Annotated in this window: 20 protein-coding genes; 16 read left to right on the forward strand and 4 right to left on the reverse strand. The window is 51.9% G+C overall.

From position 1 onward, the window contains the following. The first annotated feature begins 44 nt into the window (after positions 1-44). The 10 genes from Kalk_RS20505 (at position 45) to Kalk_RS20550 (ending at position 10,500) form a co-directional block, all read left to right on the forward strand. A complete protein-coding gene (locus Kalk_RS20505; RefSeq protein WP_101896032.1) occupies positions 45-1,502 on the forward strand; it encodes a lipase family protein in 1,458 nt (485 codons plus the stop codon). A gap of 88 nt (positions 1,503-1,590) precedes the next feature. After that, on the forward strand, positions 1,591-2,736 hold the full coding sequence (locus Kalk_RS20510; protein WP_101896033.1) for an acyl-CoA dehydrogenase family protein: 1,146 nt from the start codon (positions 1,591-1,593) through the stop codon (positions 2,734-2,736). 95 nt (positions 2,737-2,831) lie between these two features. Further along, positions 2,832-3,977 carry a ribonuclease D gene (rnd, locus tag Kalk_RS20515; RefSeq protein ID WP_101896034.1) on the forward strand — a complete coding sequence of 382 codons (1,146 nt, stop codon included), beginning with the start codon at positions 2,832-2,834 and terminating at the stop codon, positions 3,975-3,977. After that, entirely contained in the window at positions 3,970-4,227 is a 258-nt protein-coding gene (locus Kalk_RS20520; protein ID WP_101896035.1) for a YcgL domain-containing protein, read from the forward strand. Before rnd ends, Kalk_RS20520 begins: the two co-directional genes overlap by 8 nt. 1 nt (position 4,228) lies before the next feature. Continuing rightward, the gene (locus Kalk_RS20525; protein WP_101896036.1) at positions 4,229-4,672 is read left to right on the forward strand and encodes a YcgN family cysteine cluster protein; all 444 of its coding nucleotides are present in this window, start codon (positions 4,229-4,231) and stop codon (positions 4,670-4,672) included. 80 nt (positions 4,673-4,752) lie between these two features. Next, complete coding sequence (locus Kalk_RS20530) at positions 4,753-5,100, forward strand: hypothetical protein (protein ID WP_158643617.1); 348 nt, start codon at positions 4,753-4,755, stop codon at positions 5,098-5,100. Positions 5,101-5,201: 101 nt separating this feature from the next. Continuing rightward, entirely contained in the window at positions 5,202-7,712 is a 2,511-nt protein-coding gene (locus tag Kalk_RS20535; protein ID WP_101896038.1) for a vWA domain-containing protein, read from the forward strand. A 19-nt stretch (positions 7,713-7,731) separates the two neighbouring features. Beyond that, positions 7,732-8,190 carry an HIT family protein gene (locus Kalk_RS20540; protein ID WP_101896039.1) on the forward strand — a complete coding sequence of 153 codons (459 nt, stop codon included), beginning with the start codon at positions 7,732-7,734 and terminating at the stop codon, positions 8,188-8,190. Then, positions 8,190-10,103: a DUF1631 family protein gene (locus tag Kalk_RS20545; protein ID WP_101896040.1), complete on the forward strand. Its 1,914-nt coding sequence runs from the start codon at positions 8,190-8,192 to the stop codon at positions 10,101-10,103. The genes Kalk_RS20540 and Kalk_RS20545 overlap by 1 nt, the downstream gene beginning before the upstream one ends. A gap of 25 nt (positions 10,104-10,128) precedes the next feature. Then, positions 10,129-10,500: a PilZ domain-containing protein gene (locus Kalk_RS20550; RefSeq protein WP_101896041.1), complete on the forward strand. Its 372-nt coding sequence runs from the start codon at positions 10,129-10,131 to the stop codon at positions 10,498-10,500. A 55-nt stretch (positions 10,501-10,555) separates the two neighbouring features. On the opposite strand, the gene cysK is transcribed toward Kalk_RS20550, so the two are convergent. Further along, positions 10,556-11,524, reverse strand: coding sequence for a cysteine synthase A (cysK, locus tag Kalk_RS20555; RefSeq protein ID WP_101896042.1), 969 nt, complete (start codon positions 11,522-11,524; stop codon positions 10,556-10,558). 239 nt (positions 11,525-11,763) lie between these two features. On the opposite strand from cysK, the gene Kalk_RS20560 reads away from it, so the two are divergent. The 3 genes from Kalk_RS20560 (at position 11,764) to Kalk_RS20570 (ending at position 14,883) form a co-directional block, all read left to right on the forward strand. Further along, positions 11,764-12,708: a hypothetical protein gene (locus Kalk_RS20560; protein WP_101896043.1), complete on the forward strand. Its 945-nt coding sequence runs from the start codon at positions 11,764-11,766 to the stop codon at positions 12,706-12,708. A gap of 154 nt (positions 12,709-12,862) precedes the next feature. Next, the gene (locus Kalk_RS20565; protein WP_101896044.1) at positions 12,863-13,705 is read left to right on the forward strand and encodes an AAA family ATPase; all 843 of its coding nucleotides are present in this window, start codon (positions 12,863-12,865) and stop codon (positions 13,703-13,705) included. Positions 13,706-13,707: 2 nt separating this feature from the next. Further along, positions 13,708-14,883 (forward strand): vWA domain-containing protein, encoded by a 1,176-nt coding sequence (locus tag Kalk_RS20570; RefSeq protein WP_101896045.1) that lies wholly within the window; start codon positions 13,708-13,710, stop codon positions 14,881-14,883. Between the two features lie 26 nt (positions 14,884-14,909). Here the strand turns inward: Kalk_RS20570 and Kalk_RS20575 are convergent, their stop codons facing one another. The 3 genes from Kalk_RS20575 to glpD all read right to left on the reverse strand — a co-directional run bounded on the left by Kalk_RS20575 (position 14,910) and on the right by glpD (position 18,087). Next, positions 14,910-15,386 carry a MaoC family dehydratase gene (locus tag Kalk_RS20575; RefSeq protein WP_101896046.1) on the reverse strand — a complete coding sequence of 159 codons (477 nt, stop codon included), beginning with the start codon at positions 15,384-15,386 and terminating at the stop codon, positions 14,910-14,912. 109 nt (positions 15,387-15,495) lie between these two features. Further along, positions 15,496-16,473, reverse strand: a complete 978-nt coding sequence (locus Kalk_RS20580; protein ID WP_101896047.1) for an alpha/beta hydrolase — start codon at positions 16,471-16,473, stop codon at positions 15,496-15,498. 36 nt (positions 16,474-16,509) lie between these two features. Beyond that, positions 16,510-18,087, reverse strand: a complete 1,578-nt coding sequence (gene glpD / locus Kalk_RS20585; protein WP_101896048.1) for a glycerol-3-phosphate dehydrogenase — start codon at positions 18,085-18,087, stop codon at positions 16,510-16,512. A 62-nt stretch (positions 18,088-18,149) separates the two neighbouring features. Here glpD and Kalk_RS20590 point away from each other — a divergent pair, with 62 nt between their 5' ends. From Kalk_RS20590 to hrpA, 3 genes are all read left to right on the forward strand, one after another. Beyond that, positions 18,150-19,010, forward strand: coding sequence for a DUF547 domain-containing protein (locus tag Kalk_RS20590; RefSeq protein WP_101896049.1), 861 nt, complete (start codon positions 18,150-18,152; stop codon positions 19,008-19,010). A 129-nt stretch (positions 19,011-19,139) separates the two neighbouring features. Beyond that, the gene (locus Kalk_RS20595; RefSeq protein ID WP_101896050.1) at positions 19,140-20,804 is read left to right on the forward strand and encodes an AMP-binding protein; all 1,665 of its coding nucleotides are present in this window, start codon (positions 19,140-19,142) and stop codon (positions 20,802-20,804) included. A 97-nt stretch (positions 20,805-20,901) separates the two neighbouring features. Continuing rightward, the gene (gene hrpA / locus Kalk_RS20600) at positions 20,902-24,825 is read left to right on the forward strand and encodes an ATP-dependent RNA helicase HrpA (protein WP_199767977.1); all 3,924 of its coding nucleotides are present in this window, start codon (positions 20,902-20,904) and stop codon (positions 24,823-24,825) included. The last annotated feature ends 77 nt before the right edge of the window (positions 24,826-24,902 follow it).

Here is a 24,902-nt window from a genome sequence, read left to right on the forward strand (position 1 = left end):
CCCCAAACTTGTTTTATATCTTACAAACCCATCAGGATAACGCTATGAAATGGCCAACTCATGCACTCGCTTGCTCGATGCTGGTGCTTAGCTGCGCCGGCACAGCGATTAACGCTTTCGCCAATAACTGCCCGGAATTTATTGCACCGAGAACATCATCCGGTGACTTGATCGACGCTAAACACTGGTCGCTTTACGATCCAGCGCAGGCCGGTGAAATTGCAACAAACCAGCATGGTGCCCTGACCGGGTGTCAAACGCTCACCGCCGCTACGGTTCAAGAGGCTACCAGTCTGTCGTTTGCCGATGAGGCCTTTGCACTTCGGTTTGTCACTAAGGACGCTGAACACAATAAAGTGCTAGGCTCCGCTGTGCTTTTCACAACCAATGCCAATGACTGGAACAACGACGGTGATTTTCCTGTAGTGGTATTTAATACCGCCACAATCGGCATTGATGCACATTGCGGCGCTACTGTACAAACCCTGAGTAACGAGTCAACTGCCCTGGTCAGCAACAAGGTTAATCGCTTTCTGCGCGACGGTTATAATGTGCTGGTGCCGGACTATTTCGGTCATGGTATTCGTGGTCAGAGCCCCCATCCTTATTTAGAGGGTAAATCCAACGCCCATGCTGTACTCGACGCCATTCTGGCGGCACGCAGTATGTCCAACGGCCTGCTGTTTCAGCAAACCTCACCGACTGCCCCGGTTCCTCTGGCTATGCAGGGCTATTCTCAAGGGGGGCACGTCACAGCTTGGGCCACAGAGTTGGCACCCAGCTACGCACCAGAGATTCAATTTAATGCTGTTCGCGCCGGTGGTGTGCCGGTAAATTTAGAGGTGTCCATTGGCGATGCCCTGGATGCGTACGAAGCGGGTGGCCACGATTCCGGCTTTACTGCGATGATCTACAATTCACTGCTTTACGCTACGGATACGGAAACCCAATTTACTGAGGCGGAATTAGACGAATTCATCACCGATGATCAGCATGTAGAACATGTGAAAGAGTGGGTTGGCGTGGCGCGCGACGAATGCCGGACGACTGCTCAGGTTCTGGATTTGTTGGGCGGATTGGATACCGGCACGTTTGATACCGTTGCTTTGCGTCAAACCACTAAGTTTAAAAAATGGTTTATTCGAAACTCGCTTCGCGGTGGCTTGGCTGGGGAATTGCTGGGTGTTAACAGTGCTGAGTACATCGCCGAGGCACCCCACGAAATCACCATGTCGCGCCCCAGTGCGCCGTTTATGATTTTTGGCAGTGCCGGGGACACCATCGCGCCGAGCGCTGAATCGTATGGACTGGTCCAAGCCTGGGGCGGGCCGACTGTATCAGAATCCAATACAGTGCTTGGTTATATCAATGTACCCAACGTTGACGGGGTTTGGGTGCACACCACCGGGCTCCATGGTCTGGATGAAGCTGATTTGTACTGGACTGCATTTGCACGCTACCGGTACACACCTGATCAGTGGCTAAAAGAGCGCATGCAATAGTTCTCTCACCATAGCCTTCTCTTTGGTTTACAAACCAAGCAAGCGCTTGGTATAGTCGTTTCCATAATATGACTACCCAGAGATCCATATGACCGACTACCAACGCTACTTCGGTGAAACCCAAAACATCGTTCGCGATACCGTTCGCAAGTTTGTGGCTCAGGAAATCACACCCTATGTGAATGACTGGGAGGCGGCCGGCGAACTGCCTCGTTCGCTGTATGAAAAGGCGGGCGCGGCGGGCATTTTGGGGATCGGTTATCCAGAAGAGCTAGGTGGTTCCGGTTTCGATATGTTCACCAAAATCGCTGCCAGCGAAGAAATTATGGCGGCGGGTTCCGGTGGTGTGGCAGCCAGCCTGGGCTCCATTGATATTGGTTTACCGCCGGTGGTGAACTGGGGCAGTGATGAACTCAAACAGCGCATCTGCCCTGACGTGATCGCCGGTAAGAAGATCCAATGTCTGGCCATTACCGAGCCAGGGGGTGGCTCTGATGTCGCCAGCCTGCGTACCCGAGCGGTGCGGGATGGCGATCACTATGTGATTAATGGAGCCAAAACCTTCATCACCAGTGGCGTAAATGCAGATTACTACACGGTTGCCGTGCGTACCGGCGATGCAGGCTACGGTGGCATCAGCTTGTTGTTGGTGGAAAAGGGCACTGCGGGCTTTGGCGTGGGCAAAAAGCTGAAAAAGATGGGTTGGTGGGCCAGTGATACCGCAGAGTTGTATTTTGAAGACTGCCGGGTGCCGGTGGCCAATCTGATCGGGCAGGAGAACGCCGGTTTCTACGTAATCATGACGAATTTTCAAATGGAGAGGCTTAATTTGGCAGTGATGGCCAACTGTACCTCCCGCCTGGCGCTGGATGCCTGTCTACAGTACGTGAAAGAGCGGGAGGCGTTTGGCCGCACCCTGTCCAAATTCCAGACACTGCGCCACAAACTGGCGGACATGGCCACCCAGACCGAGGCCTCCACCGAGTTCACCTATCGCATCGCCGCCCGCATTGCAGCAGGGGAGAGCGTGGTGAAAGAAGTCTCCATGGCCAAAAACTTCGCCACCAGCGTCAGTGACAAAGTCACCTACGATGCTGTGCAGATCTTTGGTGGCATGGGCTACATGCAGGAAACCCTGGTGGAGCGCCTGTATCGGGACAACCGAATTCTGGCCATCGGCGGTGGCACCTACGAGATCATGAACGAGGTCATTGCCAAGCAGTTGGGCATATAGAGAGGGGCTCTTATCAGTCATTGGTAGTCAATTTCGGCCAGCCTCTCTATAATGCCCCGCTTCTATAGGCCGAGCCAGCGCAGAGAGTCCATTACGTGAGTTTTCAGTGGATTGACCAGTCCAGTCAGTTGCAGTCCCTTATTGAGCAGCTACAGAATTGCTCCGAATTGGCGGTGGATACGGAGTTTGTCCGCACCAATACCTATTATTCCCGCCCGGGCCTGATTCAGATCGCCAGCCGCGAGCAGGTGTATCTGGTGGACCCTACTGTGTTCACACCCCAACAGCTCAAGCCTCTGGGCGACCTGCTGTTCAACGACAACACAACCCTGCTGATGCACAGTGCCGGAGAAGATCTGGACGTGTTCCTGGGGTTGTGGGATGCGCTACCTGCCAATCTGTTTGATACCCAAATCGCAGCCGGGCTGGTGGGGTATGATCGTCAGATGGGGCTACAGCGGCTGCTGCAGGAAACCCTGCAAGTGGAGCTTTCCAAAGAAGAGACCCGTTCGGACTGGTTGCAGCGTCCGCTGACGGACAAGCAGCTGCACTACGCTGCGGCGGACGTTCGTTACCTGCATCAGGTGGCGGATATTCTGCGAGACAAGCTCCAGCAGGTCGATCGCATGGATTGGCTGGCGGAAGAGACACACAATCTGATTCAGAAATACGGTGCCAAAACCCCGGATGATGAGCTGTACCTGGGGTTTGGTTCCGGCTGGAAGCTGAAGCCCCAGCAGCAGGCGGCGCTGAAGCACCTGGCGCAATGGCGTGAACAAACCGCTCGCAGTAATAACACTCCCAAAACCTTTATCGCCAAAGATGCCATGCTCTACGGCCTGGTGGAAAAGCAGCCCAAGTCTCGAAGCCAGCTGGCAGAGGCAGGTTTTCAGAGCAGCCAGATCCGTAAATACGGCGATCAGTTGCTCGAGCAGCTGCGGATTGGGTTACAGCAGCCGATTCCCGAGCAACTGATCGCCCGGCCGCTCACGAAAAGTCAGCAGGGTGATTACAAGGCCCTGCGCGAAGTGACGGCGGCAACCGCAGAGCAGTTGGGGGTGCCCGCCGACCTGCTGGCCAGCAAGGCACAATTGGTGGCCTACCTTAAAGCCCGCTTCAGTAATACATTATCCCAGGACAGCCCGTTTCGGGGTGGCTGGCGTGAAGCCGCATTGCAACCCAGGTTAGATGCCCTGGAACTAACATCAAAGAACAATAAGGACGATGAGGATCATGACTGACCAAAAAATCATGTGCTCGGTGTATCGCAGCCCCAAAAAAGACGGTATGTACATATACGTGCCCAAGCAGGAGCCGTTCGAAAACGTTCCTGAAACCCTGATGCAGACATTTGGTACCCCCGGCCACGTCATGGATCTACTGCTCACCGCAGATCGCACCTTGGCGCGGGTTGATGTAAAACAAGTCATGTCGGGCATCCAAAACAACGGCTACTATTTGCAGATGCCGCCCCACGAGACCCAGTTCTGAGATGAACAAGCGCTTCTGGGAGCACAAATCACTGGAGCAGATGAACCAGGAAGAGTGGGAATCCCTCTGTGATGGTTGTGCCCTGTGTTGCTTGCAGAAGCTGGAAGATGAAGACAGTGGCGAAGTGTATTACACCCGCCTGGCGTGCCGATTACTGGATATTGAAAGTGGGCTGTGTCGCAATTACCCTAATCGTTTTAACTTAGTGGATGATTGCGTTAAGGTCAGCATCGAGGATAAGCAGCATTTTCACTGGATGCCTTTCACCTGCGCGTATCGTGCGCTGGCAGAGGGCAGGGGGCTGCAGGATTGGCACCCGCTGATCAGTGGTGATCGAGAATCGGTTCACAAGGCCGGTATCTCGGTGCGGGGTCGGGCGATCCCGGATCAAGGTATCCCGGATCATGACTGGGAAGACCACATTATTCACTGGGTTAAACACTGAGCTGTTTATTGGAGCCGGATGCCGGGGCACATGCACAACCATACGCAGAAACACATCACATCGATCAGGACAGGATCATCATGCTAGATCACACCGAATACACCCTGGCTTGGGTTGCCTACCTGCTGTCAGCCTTAGGCCTGATCGCCGTTTGGTGGCGAATCACGCGGGGCATACCCTGGAAACCCCTACAGCAATTGCTGCGGGTTGTGGTGGCTGCACCCTTACTGATTCCTGCCCCTGTGGCGCAAGGCAGCACGGATTGGGCGCCAGCCTTGTTTGTTCTGTTGTTCGATATGACGCTGGTAGAAGGCAGCGACCCTATGCGAGCCTTACCATTCATCCTATATGCGTTGATACTGGGCCTGCTGGTTCTGGTTGCCGATGGCGTATTTCGCCACTGGCAGAATAAAAAGCGCGCATTCTAATTCAATAGCTTGCTTCACTATTTTCACCCTATTGTCAGGAAAATACCGCCACAGATGCTATAACTAAATCATATTGGCGTGATGTTTTTGACGGAGTCTGCGTGAAAGTACCACCCGCTTCAGGGCTAGTATTGATTGTATTGCTGTGGGCAGCCTGTTTTGCAGCCCAGGGCGTCTATGCGGCTGACGCCCAGCCCGATATGCGGGTGCTGGTGGATATATCCGGCAGCATGAAAAAAACCGATCCACAAAACCTGCGGGTCCCTGCTGCTAAGCTATTGTTAAACCTGGCAAAAGATAAGAGTCGTTTTGGGGTTTGGTCGTTCGGCCAGTATGTGAACAACCTGGTGCCCGTGGACACCGTTTCTCCTGAGTGGAAGCAACCAGCCGCCGCCAAACTGGAAGCAATCAATTCAGCCGGCCTGTTTACCAACGTCGGTTTAGCGCTGGAGCGGGCGGCGATGGGGCAGACGCAACCAGATCCCGACTGGGAGCGCACCATCGTCTTGCTGTCCGACGGCATGGTGGACATCTCCAAAGATCCGCAGCAGAACGAGGCCGAAAAACAACGTATCCTGCAAGAGGTCATCCCCCAGCTCAAAAAAGCCGGTTTCCGTATACACTCAGTGGCGCTGTCCACCGGGGCCGATCAGGCGTTCCTCAAATCCATAGCCCTGCAAACAGGTGGCAGCTTCTCCTTGGCTCGCAATGCCGATGAATTATTAGGCGTGTTCGTGGAAGCCTCCGATAAAGTGAACCTGCCCGAACAAGTACCGCTGGAGGGCGACAGCTTCACCATTGATGAGTCCGTCAACGAGTTCACAGCCCTGATTTTTCGTAAATCCTCCATCAAGGAAACTCAGCTCATCAGCCCCGACGGCGTTGCCTACAGCCTGTCCAAAGGCAGCCGCAATGTCAGCTGGTTTGCTGACAAACAGTACGATCTTATTACCGTCTACAACCCGGCTCCCGGCACTTGGAAGGTCGTGGCGGATCTGGATCCCAGTAACCGCGTCACCGTCGTATCGGATCTGAAGCTCACCATGGGCGGCTTACCGGAAAACGTGTTGGAAGGTGAGCGCCTTACCATGACCATGTCCATGGATGAGCATGGACGAGCCATCACCAACCCCAATTTCCTTGAGTTAATGGACATCACCTTCCGCCAGGAAACCAGTTCAGGTGAAACCTTTGAGGGCAAATTGTCCGAGGGCGCGGGCGGTGAGAAAGTCGTGCCCACTGACGGTATCTATAGTGCCCGGCTGGGCCGCACCATAACCGAGGGCGAGCACAGCTTCAGCGTGCTAGTGGATGGCAAGACCTTCAAGCGTAAAAAAACCGTCAAAATGACCGTGCATCATGAGGTATTGAAAGTAGAGACCCAATACCGTGATCAAGATGGGCAAGTCTTCCGCTATTTGATGGCCGAACCGATAGAGGGGCTGATCAATCCAGAGGCCATAGAAATTGTTGCCCAGATCAGCGATTCCAACGGTGAGAGAAGCATTCAGAATGGAGTAGCAGAAGAGGATGGCCGCTATCGCATTGATGTGCCTGCCTTCGGTGCTTTGGGTGAATATGAAGTGCTGATCAAAGTGGCCGGTAAATCCGCCAACGGCAAAGATTATGAACTGGTGCAGGGGCCCTACCCAGTGGATTACACCCCGCTGGGCATGGTGGCTGATAACCGTGATCCCCTGGCGGACAACCAGCCGCCGTTGCCAGTGGAAACCTTCGACCCCAGCGCGATGGAGATCCCCAGCCTGGAGGTGGAAGAGCTGCCACCGGACGATATTCCCCCGCTTCCCGAAGTGGAGCCGGAACCCGAACCAGAGCCCCTGCTGGCAGAAGGTGAGTTACCCCTGGTGGTGGAAGAGGAAGCTTCAGAAGAAGGCACAAACTGGCTGCTGCTGGCCGGTGTGTTCATTATCGGCAACATACTGGTGATCGGCGGGGGTGTTTACCTTTACATCAAGTTTGTACGGCATACCGACGAAGAGCAGTCGCGGGTGGTGGAAGAAATCACCCAGATGCAACAGAAAAAGGCGGAGCAAAAAGCACCGGCAGCCGCTGCGGCGGTTCCGCCCCCGGATCTGGACATTGATTTCGATTCCGGAACAGAAATGGATTTTGGAGAGGATGAAGCCACCGAGATACGTACCGCGGATTCCCCATTGGACGAGCCGGGTTCTACCGTCATTGCGCCCACGCCAGCCCCAGTGCTGGAGCAACCAGAAGAAACCTACGTTAACGAAGCGCCACCCCTTGAGCTGGATGACGATGAGATGATCGAGGTGGAAGACGACTTCGACGAAGATCTGGATGAAGATCATGGCCTTGATGACCTGGACATGATGTTGAGTGAGCAAGAAGGCTCACAGCAAACAGAAGAGCAACTGAATCAGACCATTGATGAGATGCTTGAGCAGCCGACCGTGTTTCCCGACGCAGGAGTTGAGGCCGATGTCGAGAATGAGCCTGGCGCCGAGAAAGACAAAAAAACCGAAAAAGATCTGCCAAAAGAGGCTGAACAAGACGAGGGTGGAGTTGAGGACAAATATCCCGGCTTTGATAACGATGAATTCATGCTGGATAATCCCTCCAAAGAATAATATTCCGAGTTAAGTTGTTATGTCTGAATGTATTTTCTGCTCCATTCTGAAAGGCGAAGCGCCTGGTAGCATCGTATATGAAGACGAGGACTGCGTTGCCTTTATGGACCTGTTCCCGATGCGCCCCGGTCATGTTCTGGTGATTCCCAGGCAGCATGCGGTTCACCTTGAAGAACTGGAACCAGCGTTGCGAGCCCACCTGTTAGAAGTGTGTCACTGGGTGATTAAGGCCCAGAAGGCCAGCGGCTTACCCTGTGATGGCAATAATGTGTTTTTAAACGATGGGCCAGCGGCAAACCAGCATGTACCCCATGTCCATTTTCATGTATTGCCCAGGCAGCAGGGTGATCTGCATAAAGCCATACTGTCTTTTGCTACCCGTTACATGAACTATTTCGGGCAGTCAGCTCATCGCCAGCGGTTGGATAGCCTGGCGGATCGCATCAGTCGCCAGATGCCGCAAAGGGTCAGGCCCTGATGTCAGCGGTTCAAGCTGCTCCACGCATTGGCGCTCGACTGGTGGTGGAGTTGTTACGCCTCAAAGCAGACGAACCTCTAACGGATAAAATAAGGCTGACGCCACAACGTTCCCGCCACGCGTTGGCGGTTCTCAATGACAAGTTTGCGTTGATACATAAAACCCTCAACCTTGCGGATGTAACCTGTTCGATTGCCCATGCTATGAGCGAGCAGTGCAGCGATCTGGAAGTCGCCTTGCCGATTGCCGCACCCGATTGGGGTGCAATTCTATTGGTGGATGAGCTGTTCGATAAGTTGGCGCAGCAATTGGCCAATGATAAAGAAGCCGCCGCCTGGTTTGCGCGGTTGCGTACTTTGGTGGTGCGTTATGCCATCAAGGATTACTCCTTCTTTTTTGCACAACAGAATCTACTGCGCCGCTTTTTGAATCAGGCCTATTTAACTCTGCTCAGTAATACTGAAAAAAGTCGCCTGGTGCATCGTGAAATGCTCAACCAGTTTGGCAAGCGAATCCTGGCCGAATTTAATGGCGACGTAGGCCATGTTAATAGCCTGTGCATTGAGGCCCAGGCCTGGTTTGCAGGGCAAACTGAAAAAGTTGAACAAATTGAAGAGCGGCTGCGGGTGTTAGAGAGTACTCGCCGCAGGGAAAAGGTTGCAGAGCCGCGGGTGGTTGCAGAGCTGAATCGCATCGCAGGCGGCAAGCATCTGCCCGAAGAAGTCATTGATTTTCTACACGGTGAATGGCGGCGCTCCATGTTAATCATGTCCATGCGAGAAGGGCAGGAAGGTGCAGACTGGAAACGTCAGTTGCGTACAGCGGAATCTCTGATTGAGTTATGCAAGGGCTGTCAGGATGACACACAACGCAGTAAATACCGCTCTTTCTACCAAGTGTTTTTGCGCAATGTACGCACCTTGCTGGTCAGCGTGCTGGATGATGCCGATGCACTGGATGCAGCGGTCGAACCCCTGGAACTGGTGTTGAGTGCGATGATCAACGGGGCCTGCCCAGCGTTGCTGGAGGTGAAACCTATTCCACTGCCACGTACGCAGGTGATTGAGGCCGAGGTAACCCGAGTCAGCCCCAAGGCACTGGAAGCAATTGAACAGCTGTCTGAAAACGATTGGCTGCGCCTCAAAACATCCGATGGCCGCTACGAGCTGTGCAAAATTGTCTTGAAAGCCCAGCAGGATGAACCATGGGTGTTGGTGAGTCAAAGCGGCAAAACGGTGGCCAAGAAAAGCGCCATACAGCTGGCACAGGCACTGGAAGGGGGTGTGCTTCAGCTGGTTCATCGCAAGCTGTATTGGGATCGGGAGCTTGATGCAGAGTTGGAGCGCCTGCATCAAGCCTGGCAAGAGCAGCAGGCAGCCCAAAGCGCCTTGCAATCCTCCATAGAGCTTGCCTCTTCGAAGCGGGCCTCAGCAGATAGCGCCTCCAAGAGCGAAGCCGCCAACACATCCAGAATCGATGAATTGTTAAAAGACTCCAGCCTGTCGCTGGATGAACCGATACAGCCCGACAGTCAGAACGAGCGCAGAACCGATCAGTCAAGCCATAGACTTGAAGCAATCGCAGAGCCTGACGACGAATCCTTCCTGACCCCCAGAGCCATCAGTGATGAGGAAATGTCAGCGGCATTATCTGCCGTCGACACCATACAAGTGGGCGGCTGGATCAGCCAGGAGACCAGTGAAGGCGAACAGCGCTGTAAGCTTGCCGTTAAGATACGAGCCACCGACAAAATGGTATTTGTTAATCGCTTGGGCATAAAAATATTGGACATCACCCGCCAGGAACTGGCAAGGTTGCTGATTCATGGTGCCGTGACCATACTCGATACTGGCGCAGGCTTCGATAGCACCCTGGAACGCGTTGTACGCAGTATTCAAAAAGACAAAAATTAAGAACAATCGCACAGAGGCACACTTAATGGATGATCAACGCAGCCACCAGCGTCACACACGAAAGGAAGATGCCTATCTGGAGTTGACCCTGGATGGTAAGCAAGGTGACTACATTCAAAAGGTAATCGCCTGTGAGACGGTTGATCTGTCAGCTCAAGGCCTCAAGATATACATGAGTGAACCAGTAGAGCAGGGCCTGATTACCGATGTATTGGTAGAAATCAGCGGACAAGAAGGTCGCTTCTTTCTCACTGCCGAGGTGAAGTGGATATCCCCCAGTGGTGACGATGGCTGGTATTTCGCGGGTTTCCAAATCTTTGAAGCAGAAAACACCGATTACGAGAGCTGGGCCAAGATGATTGAAAAAAGAGACAGCTCACAATTGGCGGATCAGTGAATGAGCTAACAGCGAGCCAAGAAAACTGCGCTGTTAGCTCGACTAAACTTAACGCTTACTGAACGTTTTCCGCTTCGCTGAATACGCCTTGGAACAATATAGAACTCAAGTAGCGCTCACCGGAATCAGGCAGTATTACCACAGTTGTTTTACCTTTATTCTCTGGTCGCTCAGCTACGCGCAGGGCTGCACATAAAGCAGCGCCACATGAAATCCCCGCCAGAATACCTTCTTTCTCCATCAGCATCTGTGCGTGCTCGATAGCATCCTCATTGGAAACCTGCTCCACCGAATCGACGATGCTCAGATCCAGGTTTTTGGGTACAAAGCCTGCGCCGATGCCCTGAATTTTATGGGGCGCTGGCTGCACTTCGCTACCCGCCATGGTCTGGCTGATGACAGGCGAATCAATGGGTTCGACCGCAATGGCCTGGATGGCTTTCCCCTGAGTGTTTTTGATGTATCGGCTGATGCCCGTTATGGTGCCCCCTGTACCCACACCAGCCACAACAATGTCTACCTGGCCATCGGTGTCATTCCAGATCTCAGGGCCTGTAGTCTGTTCATGAATGGCGGGGTTGGCCGGGTTCTCGAACTGCTGCAACATAATCGCTTTGCCACCGCTCTGTTCGACTATTTCTGCGGCTTTATCGATCGCGCCTTTCATTCCCTTGGGGCCTTCTGTCAGCACCAGGTTTGCCCCTAAAGCCTTTAGCACTTTGCGTCGTTCCAGGCTCATGGTGGCAGGCATGGTCAGGGTCAGCTTATAGCCTCTGGCCGCGCAGACAAATGCCAGCGCAATGCCGGTGTTGCCGCTGGTGGGCTCAACCAGTTCTATACCGGCTTTCAATAAACCGTCTTTCTCGGCTTGCCACACCATATTCGCGCCGATCCGGCACTTAACCGAGAATGCCGGGTTACGGCTCTCCACTTTGGCCAAAACATTATGTTGGGTTAGATGTTTCAGCCGAACCAACGGAGTATTGCCGATGGTTAGAGAGTTGTCTTCGTATATCTTGGCCATGATGGAATCCTGATTGTGTAACGTGGGTGGCAATCGATTCTACACGCCTTAAAGGCATTTTCAATCACACTGCCTCTGTGCACTCTGTCACACCAAATTGGTGGATTATCAGAAATGGAAACCAGTGCCTGATTCACTGTGCACTTGATCAACATTTGTCACGTCGCGGTAACCCAATCACTGCTAGCCTAGTGTTTAACGTTCTTGTACACCGCTTTCCAGATAACAGGACAAGAGTTATGAAATATTGGATGTTGACCCTCACCTGTATTGGCCTGCTACCTGCCAGCCTCTCATTTGCCGCCTCTGACGCAGCCACAGCGGCAGATAACGTGTTTCGTGAGGGGGTGGCATATTGTAATCAGGCATCAAAACTCAGCCGTACCGATACCGAGCAGGCCCGCACGCAATATTCGAAGTATCTTTCCCATCTGGAGCGTGCCAAAACCATCGATACCAGGTTGTTGGACAACAACAGCTTTGCTCAGCGTGAACACAAACGTTGCACCTTAATCGATGACAACATCGCCCGTGCCGAAGCGATGCCCATCGTAGAGCAAAGCCTGGCCCAGTGTGAGCAGGCCCGTGCAGCCCTGGATGCTTCCAATCTGGAGCAAGCCAGCGAATCGTTTAACCAGTTTCAATCATTGCGTGATCAGGCCCTGGCCGTAACCCCTACGGTACTGCGTGTGGGATCTTTGGCGGTTCGCATGCGGGTATGTGATCGGTTGGTAGAAAAGATCTCTTTGGCACAGTCAGATCAACAGCTGGCGTTGCAGAAAGCAAGCCGCGCTTTGACCGTTTACAATAAAGCCCTGGCAAGCTGCGACGTGGGTCGAGGCATGAGCGCCACCAGCAGCTTGAGCACGGAGGCCGTCAAGGCACTGGAGGACGTGTTATCACAAGTGAACAAGCAGCTATCCAACGGCGACGCTTTGGGTAATGGTTTAGACCGTTCCGTTGGCGACGGGCAGCAGCTGGCGGCAATCCGCAATCGTGTTACCGCCTGCAGCAGCGATATTGTGGCCTCCGTAGCGTCAATGAATACAAAGCTGGAGCAACAGGCTTTGATGGCCAAAAAGGCAGAAGATGCGGCCATTCAGCCACCTCAGTTGGCCGTTCAGGCCGAGCTGTCCATCCTGCAGGGGCAGGAGATCGTACAAATCGGAGATGGTAGCCTGTAAAGCTGATCGTTTCTGCCATTTATGTGGCACCTCCCGCCATGTTCAAGCCCGAATGCGGTGTTTAAAGTAGATGTTTTGGCCAAACTTGCTCCCTGATATGGGAGCAAGTTTGGTTTATAATGTCGGAAATTCAACGCAGTTCAAGGCAGCTACTATGCAATTCGAAGGAACAGAAAAATACGTTACCACCGGCGAACTCAGGTTGGCGGTGAACGCGGCCATCAACCTGCAGCGTCCGTTGCTGATCAAGGGTGAGCCAGGTACCGGTAAAACCATGTTGGCAGAAGAGGTTTCTGAAGGCCTTGGGCTTCGGCTGATTCAGTGGCACATCAAATCCACCACCAAAGCGCATCAAGGGCTGTATGAGTATGATGCGGTCTCTCGTTTGCGCGATTCGCAGTTGGGGGATGATCGTGTTCACGACATCAAAAACTACATCAAGAAAGGCAAGCTGTGGGAAGCCTTTGAATCCGAAGATCAAGTTGTACTGTTGATCGACGAAATCGATAAGGCCGATATCGAGTTCCCCAACGATTTGTTGCAGGAGCTGGATAAGATGGAATTCTATGTGTATGAAACACAGGAAACCATCAAAGCGGTTAAGCGTCCCATCGTCATCATCACCAGTAATAACGAAAAAGAATTGCCTGATGCATTTCTGCGTCGTTGTTTCTTCCACTACATCGATTTCCCCGATAAAGCCACCATGCAGCGTATCGTGGAGGTGCACTTTCCCGGCATCAAACAATCCTTGGTTAAAGAGGCCATGGAAGTGTTCTTTGATGTGCGCAAGGTTCCCGGTTTGAAGAAAAAACCTTCGACTTCAGAACTAATCGATTGGTTGAAGTTGCTGCTGGCCGATGAGATCCCCGAAGATGTGCTGCGCAATCGTGATAGCAAGAGCGCCATTCCGCCATTGTATGGCGCTTTGGTGAAGAACGAACAGGATGTGCATCTGCTGGAGCGTTTGGCGTTCATGAACCGACGTGAGAGCTGATTATGCTGATCGATTTTTTCTTTGAGCTGCACCACGGCAAGGTGCCGGTCAGCATTCGAGAGTTTCTCGATTTGCTGGCAGCTCTGAAGCAAAGAACCGTCTACGCGGATATGGATCAGTTTTACTACTTGTCCCGTACTGTGCTGGTGAAAGACGAAAAACACTTCGACAAGTTCGATCGCGCCTTCAAAAAGTACTTTGATGGGCTGGAAGTTATGGATGATTTGTTTGAATCCATGATCCCCGATGAGTGGCTGCGTAAGGAAATCGAAAAAACCCTGAGCAAAGAAGAATTCGAAAGGCTTCAGCAAATGGGTGATCTTGAAAAGCTCATGGAAGAATTCAAAAAGCGCCTTGAAGAGCAGAAAAAGCGTCATCAGGGTGGGAACAAAATGATCGGAACAGGTGGCACCTCGCCCTTCGGAGCGTACGGTCAGAATCCTGCCGGTTTCCGGATGGCGGGGCAGGGTCGCAATGGTAAAGCGGTCAAAGTATGGGAGAAACGCCAGTATCGCAATCTGGATGATTCCGTCGAGCTGGGTGTGCGCAATATCAAGATGGCGTTACGTCGTTTGCGCAAGTTCACCCGTGAGGGTATGCCGGATCAGCTGGATATCGATGACACCATCACCTCCACCGCTCGTAATGCCGGGTTCCTTGACATCAAAATGGTGCCCGAACGTCGTAACGGCGTGAAGGTGTTGTTGTTCTTTGATGTGGGCGGCTCAATGGACCCTTACGTGCGCACCTGCGAAGAGCTGTTCTCAGCCTGCCGCGGTGAGTTCAAGCACATGGAGTACTATTATTTTCATAACTTCCTTTATGAGGGAGTATGGAAAGATAACAACCGACGCTGGACTGAGCGCACAGATACCTGGGATATCCTGCATAAGTACAGCAGTGATTACCGCGTGATTTTTGTTGGGGATGCTACCATGTCGCCCTATGAGATCAGCTCTGTAGGGGGCAGTGTTGAGCACTGGAACGAAGAGTCAGGTGAAACCTGGATGCGGCGTCTTACGGATCATTTTGAAAAAGTGATCTGGTTGAACCCAGAGCCGGAGAATACCTGGGAGTTTACGACTTCTGTCACCTGGGCCCGTAAGCTGGTGGAAGAGAAAATGTTCCCGTTGACCTTAAAAGGGTTGGAAGAGAGCATGCGTTATCTAGCCAAGTAACGCACGCTCGATTTGCTTAGCTAGTGTTACCCAATCAATTCTACTTTTGGCAGCTTGGCTGGTTTGGCAATGACCTTTTCGCTTGGCGCCACTACCGTGGATACACCTAGGAATACCGTTTCATCGTTCTGGTTCTTGATTACGTTGTCGATCAATACGATGTTGCCGCGGCGTTTCTTTTCTGTCAGCGTGAGGTGAGCGGTCAGTGTGTCACCCGCTCGGACAGGTTTTTTGAACCGCATTTCCTGCCCTGCGTAGATGCTGCCGGGGCCGGGAAACTGCGTTGCCACCGCCGCGCTGATGATCACTGCACACATGGCGCCGTGGGCAATGCAGCCACCAAACGGCGTGCTCTTGGCATACTCTTCGTCCAGGTGGAGAGGGTTGGTATCCCCCGACATGATCGCAAACAATTTGATGTCATCTTCCGAGACGGTTTTGGTGTAAGTGGCGGTCATGCCCACTTCCAATTCATCAAACGGTATGTTTTCCAGATTAGACATAATGATCTCCCCATTGGATTTGCAGTGATCTTATCGATCTGCATGGAGGGAAGACAGCGATTAAATGTAACGGATTTTTAGAAAGCGATCAGCCGGTAATCAAAACCCACTAGGCGCTGGCTGTAGCGGCCCTGCGGGTTTTAATCTTTTGGGGCAGGCGAGCCTCGATCCAGGCCAGCATATCGTCGATTACTTCATGGCGATTCAGTTCATTGAATATTTCATGACGACCATCTTCATAGAGTTTTACGCATACATCCGATTGGCCTGCTGAGCGTAGATGGTTGGCCAGTTTGTCAATGCCATGCTTGGTTGCATGGTAGGAGAGTGGATCCCGCTCACCGGATGTGAGATAGAACGGTAAATCATCGGGGATGCTTCTTAAGTTTTTAGTTTTGCTTAATGTGTCTAATCCAACCAGCATGTCCTGCCATAGCTGATTGGTGCACAGGAAGCCGCACAGTGGGTCTGCGACGTATTTGTCGACTTCCTCGTGATCGCGGGTCAACCAGTCGGCATCGGTGCGGGAATCACCAAACTGCTTATTAAAGTTGGTGAATGTCTGGTGATCGATCAACGGGCTACGGCCTTTCGGGCCACCACGAAGCTTTTCCAGTTTGACCAACATTTTTGGTGCGCGTAACGCGCTGGGGGTTGAATAGCCTGAGCCGGATAACACTACTGCATCCACGGTTTTGCCATGCTTGATGCAATAGTACTGCACTATAAATGAACCCATGCTGTGGCCGAACAAAATCAGCGGTAGATTGGCTTCGGTGCTGCGGATGTGTTCGTTCACTTTCAGCACATCGGATATCACCAAATGCCAGCCGTTGGTATCGCCATAGTGACCCACCAAACCACCTTGTGGGATGGAGTGGCCGTGGCCGCGATGGTCGTGTGCGTAAACGATAAAGCCGGCGGCGGTCAGTCGTTCGGCGATGGGCTCGTAACGACGACAATGTTCGGCCATGCCGTGATTGATGTGAATGATGCCTTTAGGCGAGGCCTGTCCGGGGTCGCTCCACTTTCTGACAAAGATTTTGTGTCCATCCATGCTGGTAAGAAAGTGTTTTTCGGCGAGCATCGCGATTTCCCTAAATTTTTGGCGGGCCGTTGGCGGTCAGTGCGTGCGGCCTCGGGCGACTGTAAAGCTGGGTATTGTATACTCTTGTCTGCAGGATGGGGAGTCCAAATAAGCGCGCAACCATGTTTCCAGCCGGTTGCGATCTTGTTCAGAGGCATGAAGCCCTAACCGGGTTCTGCGCCATAGAATATCTTCAGCGCAGTTAACCCATTCATTTTGTGCAAGAAATTCTACCTCTTTTTGATACAGTCCGGGGCAGAGTTCTTCGCCCAGCTCGGATGTCGCGGTGGCATCACGCAACAATTCCATGCAGCGCGCGCCGTAGGTGCGGCAGTAGTGGTGCAGCAAGTGGCTGGGCAACCATGGATAGTGGCTGGCGACCTTCAGGATGAACTGGTCGAAGGCCGCAGGGTCCATATCGCCACCAGGCAGTGGCTTGACGGCATGACCAGAAACCTGAGGCTTCAGTGGAAGATGATTTCCCAGCATCTCAGCGGCTTCCTGAGCCATGGCTCGATGGGTGGCAAAGCTGCCTCCGAAAACCGAAATCAGGGCAGAGCGGCCATCGCTGCAGTTATAATCCAGAGCATAATCTTCTACGCTGTCTGTGGCGGCATGACTGTTATCTGAATAGAACGGTTGTAGCACTTCGTACTGGCGCATCACAGCTTGTTCTGTGATGGGAATGCTGAAGTATTGGTTCAGTTCTGCGATCAGAGCGGTAACCGTGTTGGCTTCTGAAGCATGCTCGACCTTTTCAGGTTCGGCAGCCATGGTTGTAGCGATCAGGCAGTAGTGATCCAAATAGGGTGTCACGCTGATGTGACGTTGGCCTGATTCGATCAGGTAGGCTTGGTCTCCCTGGTAGAACTTGGGTAGCACAATAAAGAACTTCCGCTTCAGCTCTATCCAGCAACGACTTTCGATTCCGTCGATATTGTCCTGTACTTTCTGTACGCATACTCCGGCGGCATTAATCAAACTCCGGCTACGCAGTTGAACTTCGCTGCCATCGGCTTGTTGCAGGGTGATGAGCCACATTCCCTGCTTGCGGCGGGCTGCCATAAAACGGTGGTGGGGCAGTATGGTGGCGCCTAGTTGGTGGGCTACCAGTAAATTTTCGATCACCAGTCTGGCATCATCGATCATGCATTCCTGCATTACCCAGGGTTCGCGACTGGCGGTATTGAACTGCGTAACAAGCGGTGCCATTTGGTAGGCGCTGGCTGAACGCTTTGCAAGGTTGTGATCGCGGTTGCCTTGCAGCCAATGCTGGAACAACCAAAGCCAGATTCGACTGATCGGGGATTGGGGGCTGTCGGTGCCAGGTACCACCACAAAGCACCGCTCCGAGTACAAATGCGGAGCACGCTGCTTGAGCAATGCTTTCTCTTTGATCACCTTATTAAAATAGGGTAAGTTGTGATGTCTAAGAAAATGATGGGCGCCGGGCATGATCTGGTCGGACTGAGAAGAACTGGCGCCGCCCACGTCAGCCTGATCGCAGAGTTGTACTGACAGGCCCCGTTGAGCGCACTCGGCAGCAATCGCAGCGCCACTGATCCCGCCGCCAATGATAAACACATCGCAATGCTCATTGTATGATGTTGCCATTGGTCTGCCCTGTAAAAAGGGTTATATGCTTATAACTATGGAACATTCAGGTGTACTGTCAAATGAACAAGCCGTTATCTATCCGCTTTACCTTTATTAATTTGCCTAACCTAGCAAAGTTAGCGGCACTGATCTTTATGGTTAGTATGATTGCTCCTTCAGCGTGGGCGGCACCGGCGGCGCAACTCTGGCCCCATTGGAACAAGAGTGATGAATCGAACACGGCCAGTATTGATCATCAGCACTGGCAACTGCTGTTGGATCAGTATTTAAAGGTATCTGGAGATCCGCTGGTAACGCGGTTCGATTACGCCAACGTGACGGCAGAACATCGTGCCTTGCTGACGGGTTACATTAATCGGCTACAGAGTCTTCCCATCCTGCAGTACAAAAAAGCGGAGCAGCAGGCTTATTGGATCAACCTGTATAATGCGCTCACGGTAGATCTGATTCTGAGCCGCTATCCAGTTGCCAGCATTCGTAAAATCAAATTTGGATTTTTCTCGTTTGGCCCCTGGGATGAAAAGCTGGCTGAGGTGGATGGCCAGCCTTTGAGCCTCAACGATATAGAGCATCGCATCCTGCGGCCTATCTGGCAGGATAATCGCATTCATTACGCCGTTAACTGTGCCAGCATCAGCTGTCCTAACCTTGCCCCTCAAGCATTCACCCGCGCCAATACCGAATCGCTGTTGCATGAGGGGGCCATCAATTACATTAACCATCCTCGAGCAGTGGCTTTTGTTGGGTCAGATCTCAAGTTGTCGACCATCTACGATTGGTATCAGGATGATTTTGGTGGCAGTGAACAGGGTGTGATTCAACACCTGTTGCGATACGCCAAGCCGGAATTGGCTGGGCGACTGAGGAGTCATGCTGGCGATATCGACTACGATTACGATTGGGGCCTGAATTCTCCGTAAAATCAGGCACAACAGAGGCTATTGTCTGGCCCATTTTTGCCAAAACTGCTAATCTTTTGCGCGCTTCGTAAGGACACAATTAAGTCAATCCTAGTCAGTAACCCTCAGTGAGAGTCGGGGAATAATAAGATGGTAGATAAGATCTGGTTGGATAAATATCCAGAAGGTGTAACTCAGGATCTGCAATACGGCGATTATGAGTCAGTATTGGATGTATTCGACAATGCCTGTAAAAAGTACGCTGATCGACCTGCATTCCACAATATGGGCGTTACCATTACCTATGGTGAGCTGGACAAGCTCAGCGCGGATTTTGCGGCCTACCTGCAGAACCACACCACATTGGTAAAAGGCGATCGCATCGCAGTACAGATGCCCAATCTTATTCAATACCCCATTGTTGTGTTTGGCGCTATGCGTGCCGGGCTGGTGGTAGTGAATACCAATCCACTGTACACCACGCGCGAAATGGAGCATCAGTTTAATGATGCAGGCTGTAAAGCGTTGGTGGCATTGGCTAACTTTGGTGATTCCGTTGCCGATGTACTGCCTAAAACCGGTATTAAACACGTCATCATCACTCAAGTGGCAGACATGCAGCCCACTCTAAAACGTGTGCTGATGAACTTTGTGATCAAACACATCAAAAAGATGGTGCCTGATTTCACAATCAAGGGTGCGGTGTCTTTTACGTCGGCCATGGCCAAGGGTGGTGCTGCCAACTTTAAGTCAGGTTCCGAGCCGAAGGCAGATGATATCGCCGTGTTGCAATACACCGGAGGCACCACTGGTGTGGCCAAAGGTGCCATGCTTACCCATAAAAACCTGGTGTCCAACATGTTGCAGATGGATTTTATTCTGCGCACGCTGCGCCCAGGGCAAGAGGTGGCGATTACTCCATTGCCTCTTTACCACATATTTTCCTTTACCGTTAACTGCCTGGGTATGATGTCCCACGGGGCCTGCAACGTTCTGATCACTAATCCACGTGACATTCCCGGTTTCGTTAAAGAGCTAAGCAGCCATCGGTTTACGGTGTTTACCGGCTTGAATACGCTGTTTGTGGCGTTAATGAATAACCCCGATTTCAAATCCATTGATTTCAGCTCCCTCAAGATCACCATTGCCGGCGGTATGGCTCTGCAGAAAGCCGCTGCTGACAAATGGGAGGCCATGACCGGTAACCGCATAGCGGAAGGTTTCGGTATGACTGAAACGTCCCCCGTAGTGTGTGTAAACCCACCCCATGCGATTCAGGTGGGTACCATTGGAATACCGGTTCCGGGCACGGACATCAAAATCGTTGATGAAGACGAAAACGAAGTACCTGTTGGTGAGAGCGGCGAGTTGTGCGTGCGCGGCCCCCAGGTTATGAAAGGCTACTGGCAGCGCGATGAAGCCACTAAAGAAACCATGACCAAAGATGGTGAGTGGTTGAAGACCGGTGACGTGGCCTTACTGCAGGAAGACGGTTTCCTGCGTATCGTGGATCGCAAAAAAGACATGATCCTGGTTTCAGGCTTCAACGTCTATCCTAACGAGGTCGAAGATGTGGCCTGTACTCATCCGGCAATTGTTGAGTGCGCAGCAGTAGGCGTGCCGGATGACAAGAGCGGCGAAGCGGTAAAACTGTTTGTGGTGCGCTCTGATGATGGGCTCACCAAGGAGCAGGTTATTGCTCACTGCAAGGAGAACCTAACAGGTTATAAAGTGCCTAAGTTCGTTGATTTCCGTAATGATCTGCCAAAAACAAACGTAGGTAAGATTTTGCGTCGCGAACTGCGTGGCCAGTGATCATTTGTAAGTAGCATCCCGCAGGCCGGTTTTACCGGTCTGCATTTTCCCTTCTTTCTCCGGTACAATGCGGCGCCATAACACATGAGGTTTTGGCGTGAATTCTGACTCAATAGCTTCCCTTCGTAAGCAGCTTCCCCTTTGCCTGAGCAAAGATCGCTTCCGCTTTCGTCGCTCAATACAGATGATTGAGCAGCGTATTGCCCAGAAAAAGCCAGCTGATAAAGAGCTGGCCCGATTGGCTGAGGCGATTGAGCAGTCTGTGGCTGCCGTGCAGATGCGCCGGGATAATCTGCCCAAGTGGCAGTATCCTGAATCGTTGCCGGTAGCCGGTCGCAGCGAAGAAATTGTCAAGGCAATTCAGAATAATCAAGTGGTCATTGTTGCCGGTGAAACCGGTTCCGGTAAAACCACCCAGATCCCGAAAATGTGCCTGCAGGCGGGTTTGGGTGTAACCGGTTACGTTGGCCACACTCAGCCACGTAGACTGGCGGCTCGCACCGTAGCTCAGCGGATTGCTGACGAACTGGACACCACCATTGGCGATAAGGTGGGTTATAAGATCCGTTTTCAGGATCAGGTCTCGGCAAATAGCCATATCAAACTAATGACCGATGGCATGTTATTGGCCGAGATCGCCCAAGATCGCTATCTTAATCAATACGATGCCATCATCATCGATGAAGCCCACGAACGTACGCTGAATATTGATTTCCTGCTTGGCTTTCTCAAGCAGTTGCTGCCACAACGCCCTGATCTAAAAGTTATCATTACCTCGGCCACCATTGATCACTGGCGTTTTTCCCGTTACTTCAACGATGCACCGGTCATAGAGGTGTCTGGTCGTACTTATCCGGTGGATATTCTGTATCGGCCATTGGATGAGCCTCAAGGAGATGATGACGAGGTTGTCTCCGATGACGAAGGCAAAATCGAAACCGGTATCCTGAACGCTTTGGAAGAAATTCATCGTTTGGAGCGAGCCAATCCTAACCCAGCCCGACCTGGTGACGTGCTGGTGTTTTTGCCAGGGGAACGTGACATACGGCAGGTGGCGGAGTGTCTGCGTAAACATGGCCCGAAACATTTGGAAGTGTTGCCGCTGTATTCAAGGCTCAGTAACGCGGAGCAGAACCGGGTGTTTCAACCCCACGCCAACAGACGAGTAGTGCTGTCAACTAATGTGGCCGAAACCTCCATCACCGTACCCAATATTGGCTATGTAATTGATCCAGGCATTGCCCGTATAAGTCGCTATAGTTTTCGCACAAAGGTGCAGCGATTACCTATAGAGCCAGTGTCCCAGGCCAGTGCCAATCAGCGGGCAGGGCGTTGTGGGCGGGTGGCTGAAGGTATTTGTATTCGTTTATATTCCGAGCAGGACTTCATCAATCGTCCTGAATACACAGAGCCGGAGATTCTGCGCACCAATCTCGCCTCAGTCATTTTGCAAATGCAGGGCTTGAAGTTAGGGGAGGTATCCCGCTTCCCGTTCGTTGATCCACCGGATCATCGATTGGTAAATGATGGCTATCGCTTACTGGAAGAGCTGGGTGCAGTGGATGCCAAGCGAATCATCACGCCTTTGGGTTTCGATCTGCTTAAGTTTCCAATAGATCCTCGAATTGCCCGGATGCTGGTGGCGGCAAAAGAACAGCACTGCTTGAGCGAGATGTTGATTATTGCCAGCGGCTTGAGTGTTCAAGAGCCCTGGCAGCGGCCCCATGATCGTCAGGGTGCGGCCGACGAGGCGTTGAAACGATTTCAACATGACGAGTCTGACTTCCTCACCTTTGTGAACGTTTGGCAGCAGTGTGAGCAACAGAAAACCGATCTGACCAATAACCGGTATCGGCGCTGGTTGCTGCAAAATTTCCTTAGCTATTTGCGTATGCGTGAGTGGCAGGATGTGTATCGGCAGTTAAAGCAGGCCCTGCATCAACTGGGTTGGAGTGAAAACAGTGAGCCGGCTCGATATGAAGAAATTCATCGGGCGATTCTGGCTGGCTTGCTAAGCCATGTCGCCACCAAAGATGATCAAAAAGGCTATAACGGGGCTCGTAACAGGGTGATGAATATATTCCCTGGCTCCACTTTGATAAAACGTAAGCCAAAATGGATTGTATGTGCTGAGATTGTAGAAACCCAGAAAGTATATGGACGCACGGTAGCTCGTGTTGAACCTGATTGGGTGGAGCAGGTAGGAGAGTCGCAGTTAAAGCGCAGCTATTCTGAGCCGCACTGGGAGAAAAAGCAGGCCTGCACTGTCGCTTTCGAGCAGACCAGCCTGTTTGGTTTGATTGTGAATCCACGCAAGCGGGTAAACTACAGTAATATCGATCCAATTCTTTGCCGAGAGTTGTTCATCCAGCACGCATTGGTAATGCATGAGTATGAAACCCGAGCACCCTATGCGCGCCACAATCAAAAGCTCATAGAAGAGCTGGAGTACTTGGAGCAGAAATCGCGCCGCAGGGATATTCTGATCGACGACCTTACCCTATATGCCCTGTTTGATGCCATTGTTCCCACCCAGGTTGTTAATGGTAAAAGCTTTGAGCGCTGGCGCAAAAAAGCAGAACAGCAAACCCCAGAGCTACTTTTTCTCAAGAAGGAGCAATTGGTTAAGTCTGACACCGATTCTATCAAGCAATGGGAGTTTCCCGATCAGGTAGAAGTGGATGGCGGCAGTATCAAAATTGATTATCAATTTGAACCCGGCAAAAAGCAGGATGGTCTTAATATCGTAGTGCCTGTTACGCTCATTAATCAAATCGAAGAGGAAAAACTGGAGTGGCTGGTGCCTGGGCTGGAAAAAGAGAAATGCGTCGGGCTGATCAAAAGCCTGCCCAAAGCCTTACGCAAGCATTTTGTGCCAGCGCCTGATTTTGCAGAAGCGTTTTTAAACAGTAAGCCTGACCGAGGGCGATCGCTAAAAGTTCAGTTGGCCAGCTTTCTTCGTGACAAAAAACGCGTGGATATAACGGATCAAAGCTGGGATGAATCCACATTACCCTTGCATTTACTGGCAAACCTTAAAGTGTTGGATCAGAAGGGTAAAGTGTTGAGTCAGGGCAGAGATATTCGGCAGATCAAGTTGTCGTTGCAGGGCGAATTTCAACAGTCACTCAAGCAGCTGACACAGAACACACTATCCGAGGCGGTGTTTGATTACTGGGCCTTCGATACCATTCCAGAAGTGTATGAGGTCAAGCAGGCAGGCGCTTTGGTGAAAGCTTACCCGGCTCTGGCTATTAAAGAAAGTGGGGTGGCTTTACAGCTATTCGATACACCTTTTGCGGCGCAAGTGTCGATGGAACAAGGGTTGCTGAGACTATGCGTTTTGACATTGCCACAACAGGTTCGATATTTAAAAAAGCAGCACAGCCTGTCAGAGACTGCTGCCATTAAATACGCCCCTTTTGGTGATCGCAAGTCTCTGGTGGATGGATTGGTTGATATGGCTTTTTATCGTGCGTTTGTCGCAGGGCAGCCAACGGTCAGAACCGAAGCCGATTTTCAACAGCGTATTGTTACCGGGAAAGCTCAGTTGGTAATTGCTGCTGCGGATATCGCCAGTCTGATATCGGCTATACTCGAGCGCCATCATCAGGTAGTTGCGATGCTGGCCAATGATAAATCACCCGCTAAAAAAATCAGCCGCGATGATATTCGTGTTCAGCTTTCGCACTTGTTTCCACAAGACTGGATGCATCGTATTCCATACCGCGCCTTACTTGAGTATCCACGCTATCTGGATGCCATCGCCCTTCGATGGCAGCGGCTGCAAGGGAAAATCGATCGTGATCAAGAGCTTGTTGATGAGTTGGCTCTATTGTGGGATCAGTATCAGAATCGTAGTCATAAACACCTTAAAGGCGGAGTGCTGGATGAAAACCTGGAGAACTGGCGCTGGGCATTGGAAGAATATCGTGTCTCACTGTTTGCTCAAGGGGTAAAGACGCCTTATCCTGTCTCTTATAAGCGATTACAAAAGATGTGGCAAAACGTCGCCCCTTGATGCTTTTATACCCTGGGCATTAGTACTATTAAGGCATTAGTTCTATTAAAAGGGAGCGTGAATCGTCGGCGCACTAT

The sequence above is a fragment of the Ketobacter alkanivorans genome, from assembly GCF_002863865.1.
GTDB lineage: Bacteria > Pseudomonadota > Gammaproteobacteria > Pseudomonadales > Ketobacteraceae > Ketobacter > Ketobacter alkanivorans.

Bases quoted from the DNA above. Each gene is read 5' to 3' on its own strand.
- Kalk_RS20505 (WP_101896032.1), top strand. From the start codon at position 45: ATGAAATGGCCAACTCATGCACTCGCTTGCTCGATGCTGGTGCTTAGC.
- Kalk_RS20510 (WP_101896033.1), top strand. From the start codon at position 1,591: ATGACCGACTACCAACGCTACTTCGGTGAAACCCAAAACATCGTTCGC.
- Kalk_RS20520 (WP_101896035.1), top strand. From the start codon at position 3,970: ATGACTGACCAAAAAATCATGTGCTCGGTGTATCGCAGCCCCAAAAAA.
- Kalk_RS20525 (WP_101896036.1), top strand. From the start codon at position 4,229: ATGAACAAGCGCTTCTGGGAGCACAAATCACTGGAGCAGATGAACCAG.
- Kalk_RS20530 (WP_158643617.1), top strand. From the start codon at position 4,753: ATGCTAGATCACACCGAATACACCCTGGCTTGGGTTGCCTACCTGCTG.
- Kalk_RS20540 (WP_101896039.1), top strand. From the start codon at position 7,732: ATGTCTGAATGTATTTTCTGCTCCATTCTGAAAGGCGAAGCGCCTGGT.
- Kalk_RS20545 (WP_101896040.1), top strand. From the start codon at position 8,190: ATGTCAGCGGTTCAAGCTGCTCCACGCATTGGCGCTCGACTGGTGGTG.
- Kalk_RS20550 (WP_101896041.1), top strand. From the start codon at position 10,129: ATGGATGATCAACGCAGCCACCAGCGTCACACACGAAAGGAAGATGCC.
- cysK (WP_101896042.1), bottom strand. From the start codon at position 11,524: ATGGCCAAGATATACGAAGACAACTCTCTAACCATCGGCAATACTCCG.
- Kalk_RS20560 (WP_101896043.1), top strand. From the start codon at position 11,764: ATGAAATATTGGATGTTGACCCTCACCTGTATTGGCCTGCTACCTGCC.
- Kalk_RS20565 (WP_101896044.1), top strand. From the start codon at position 12,863: ATGCAATTCGAAGGAACAGAAAAATACGTTACCACCGGCGAACTCAGG.
- Kalk_RS20570 (WP_101896045.1), top strand. From the start codon at position 13,708: ATGCTGATCGATTTTTTCTTTGAGCTGCACCACGGCAAGGTGCCGGTC.
- Kalk_RS20575 (WP_101896046.1), bottom strand. From the start codon at position 15,386: ATGTCTAATCTGGAAAACATACCGTTTGATGAATTGGAAGTGGGCATG.
- Kalk_RS20580 (WP_101896047.1), bottom strand. From the start codon at position 16,473: ATGCTCGCCGAAAAACACTTTCTTACCAGCATGGATGGACACAAAATC.
- glpD (WP_101896048.1), bottom strand. From the start codon at position 18,087: ATGGCAACATCATACAATGAGCATTGCGATGTGTTTATCATTGGCGGC.
- Kalk_RS20590 (WP_101896049.1), top strand. From the start codon at position 18,150: ATGAACAAGCCGTTATCTATCCGCTTTACCTTTATTAATTTGCCTAAC.
- Kalk_RS20595 (WP_101896050.1), top strand. From the start codon at position 19,140: ATGGTAGATAAGATCTGGTTGGATAAATATCCAGAAGGTGTAACTCAG.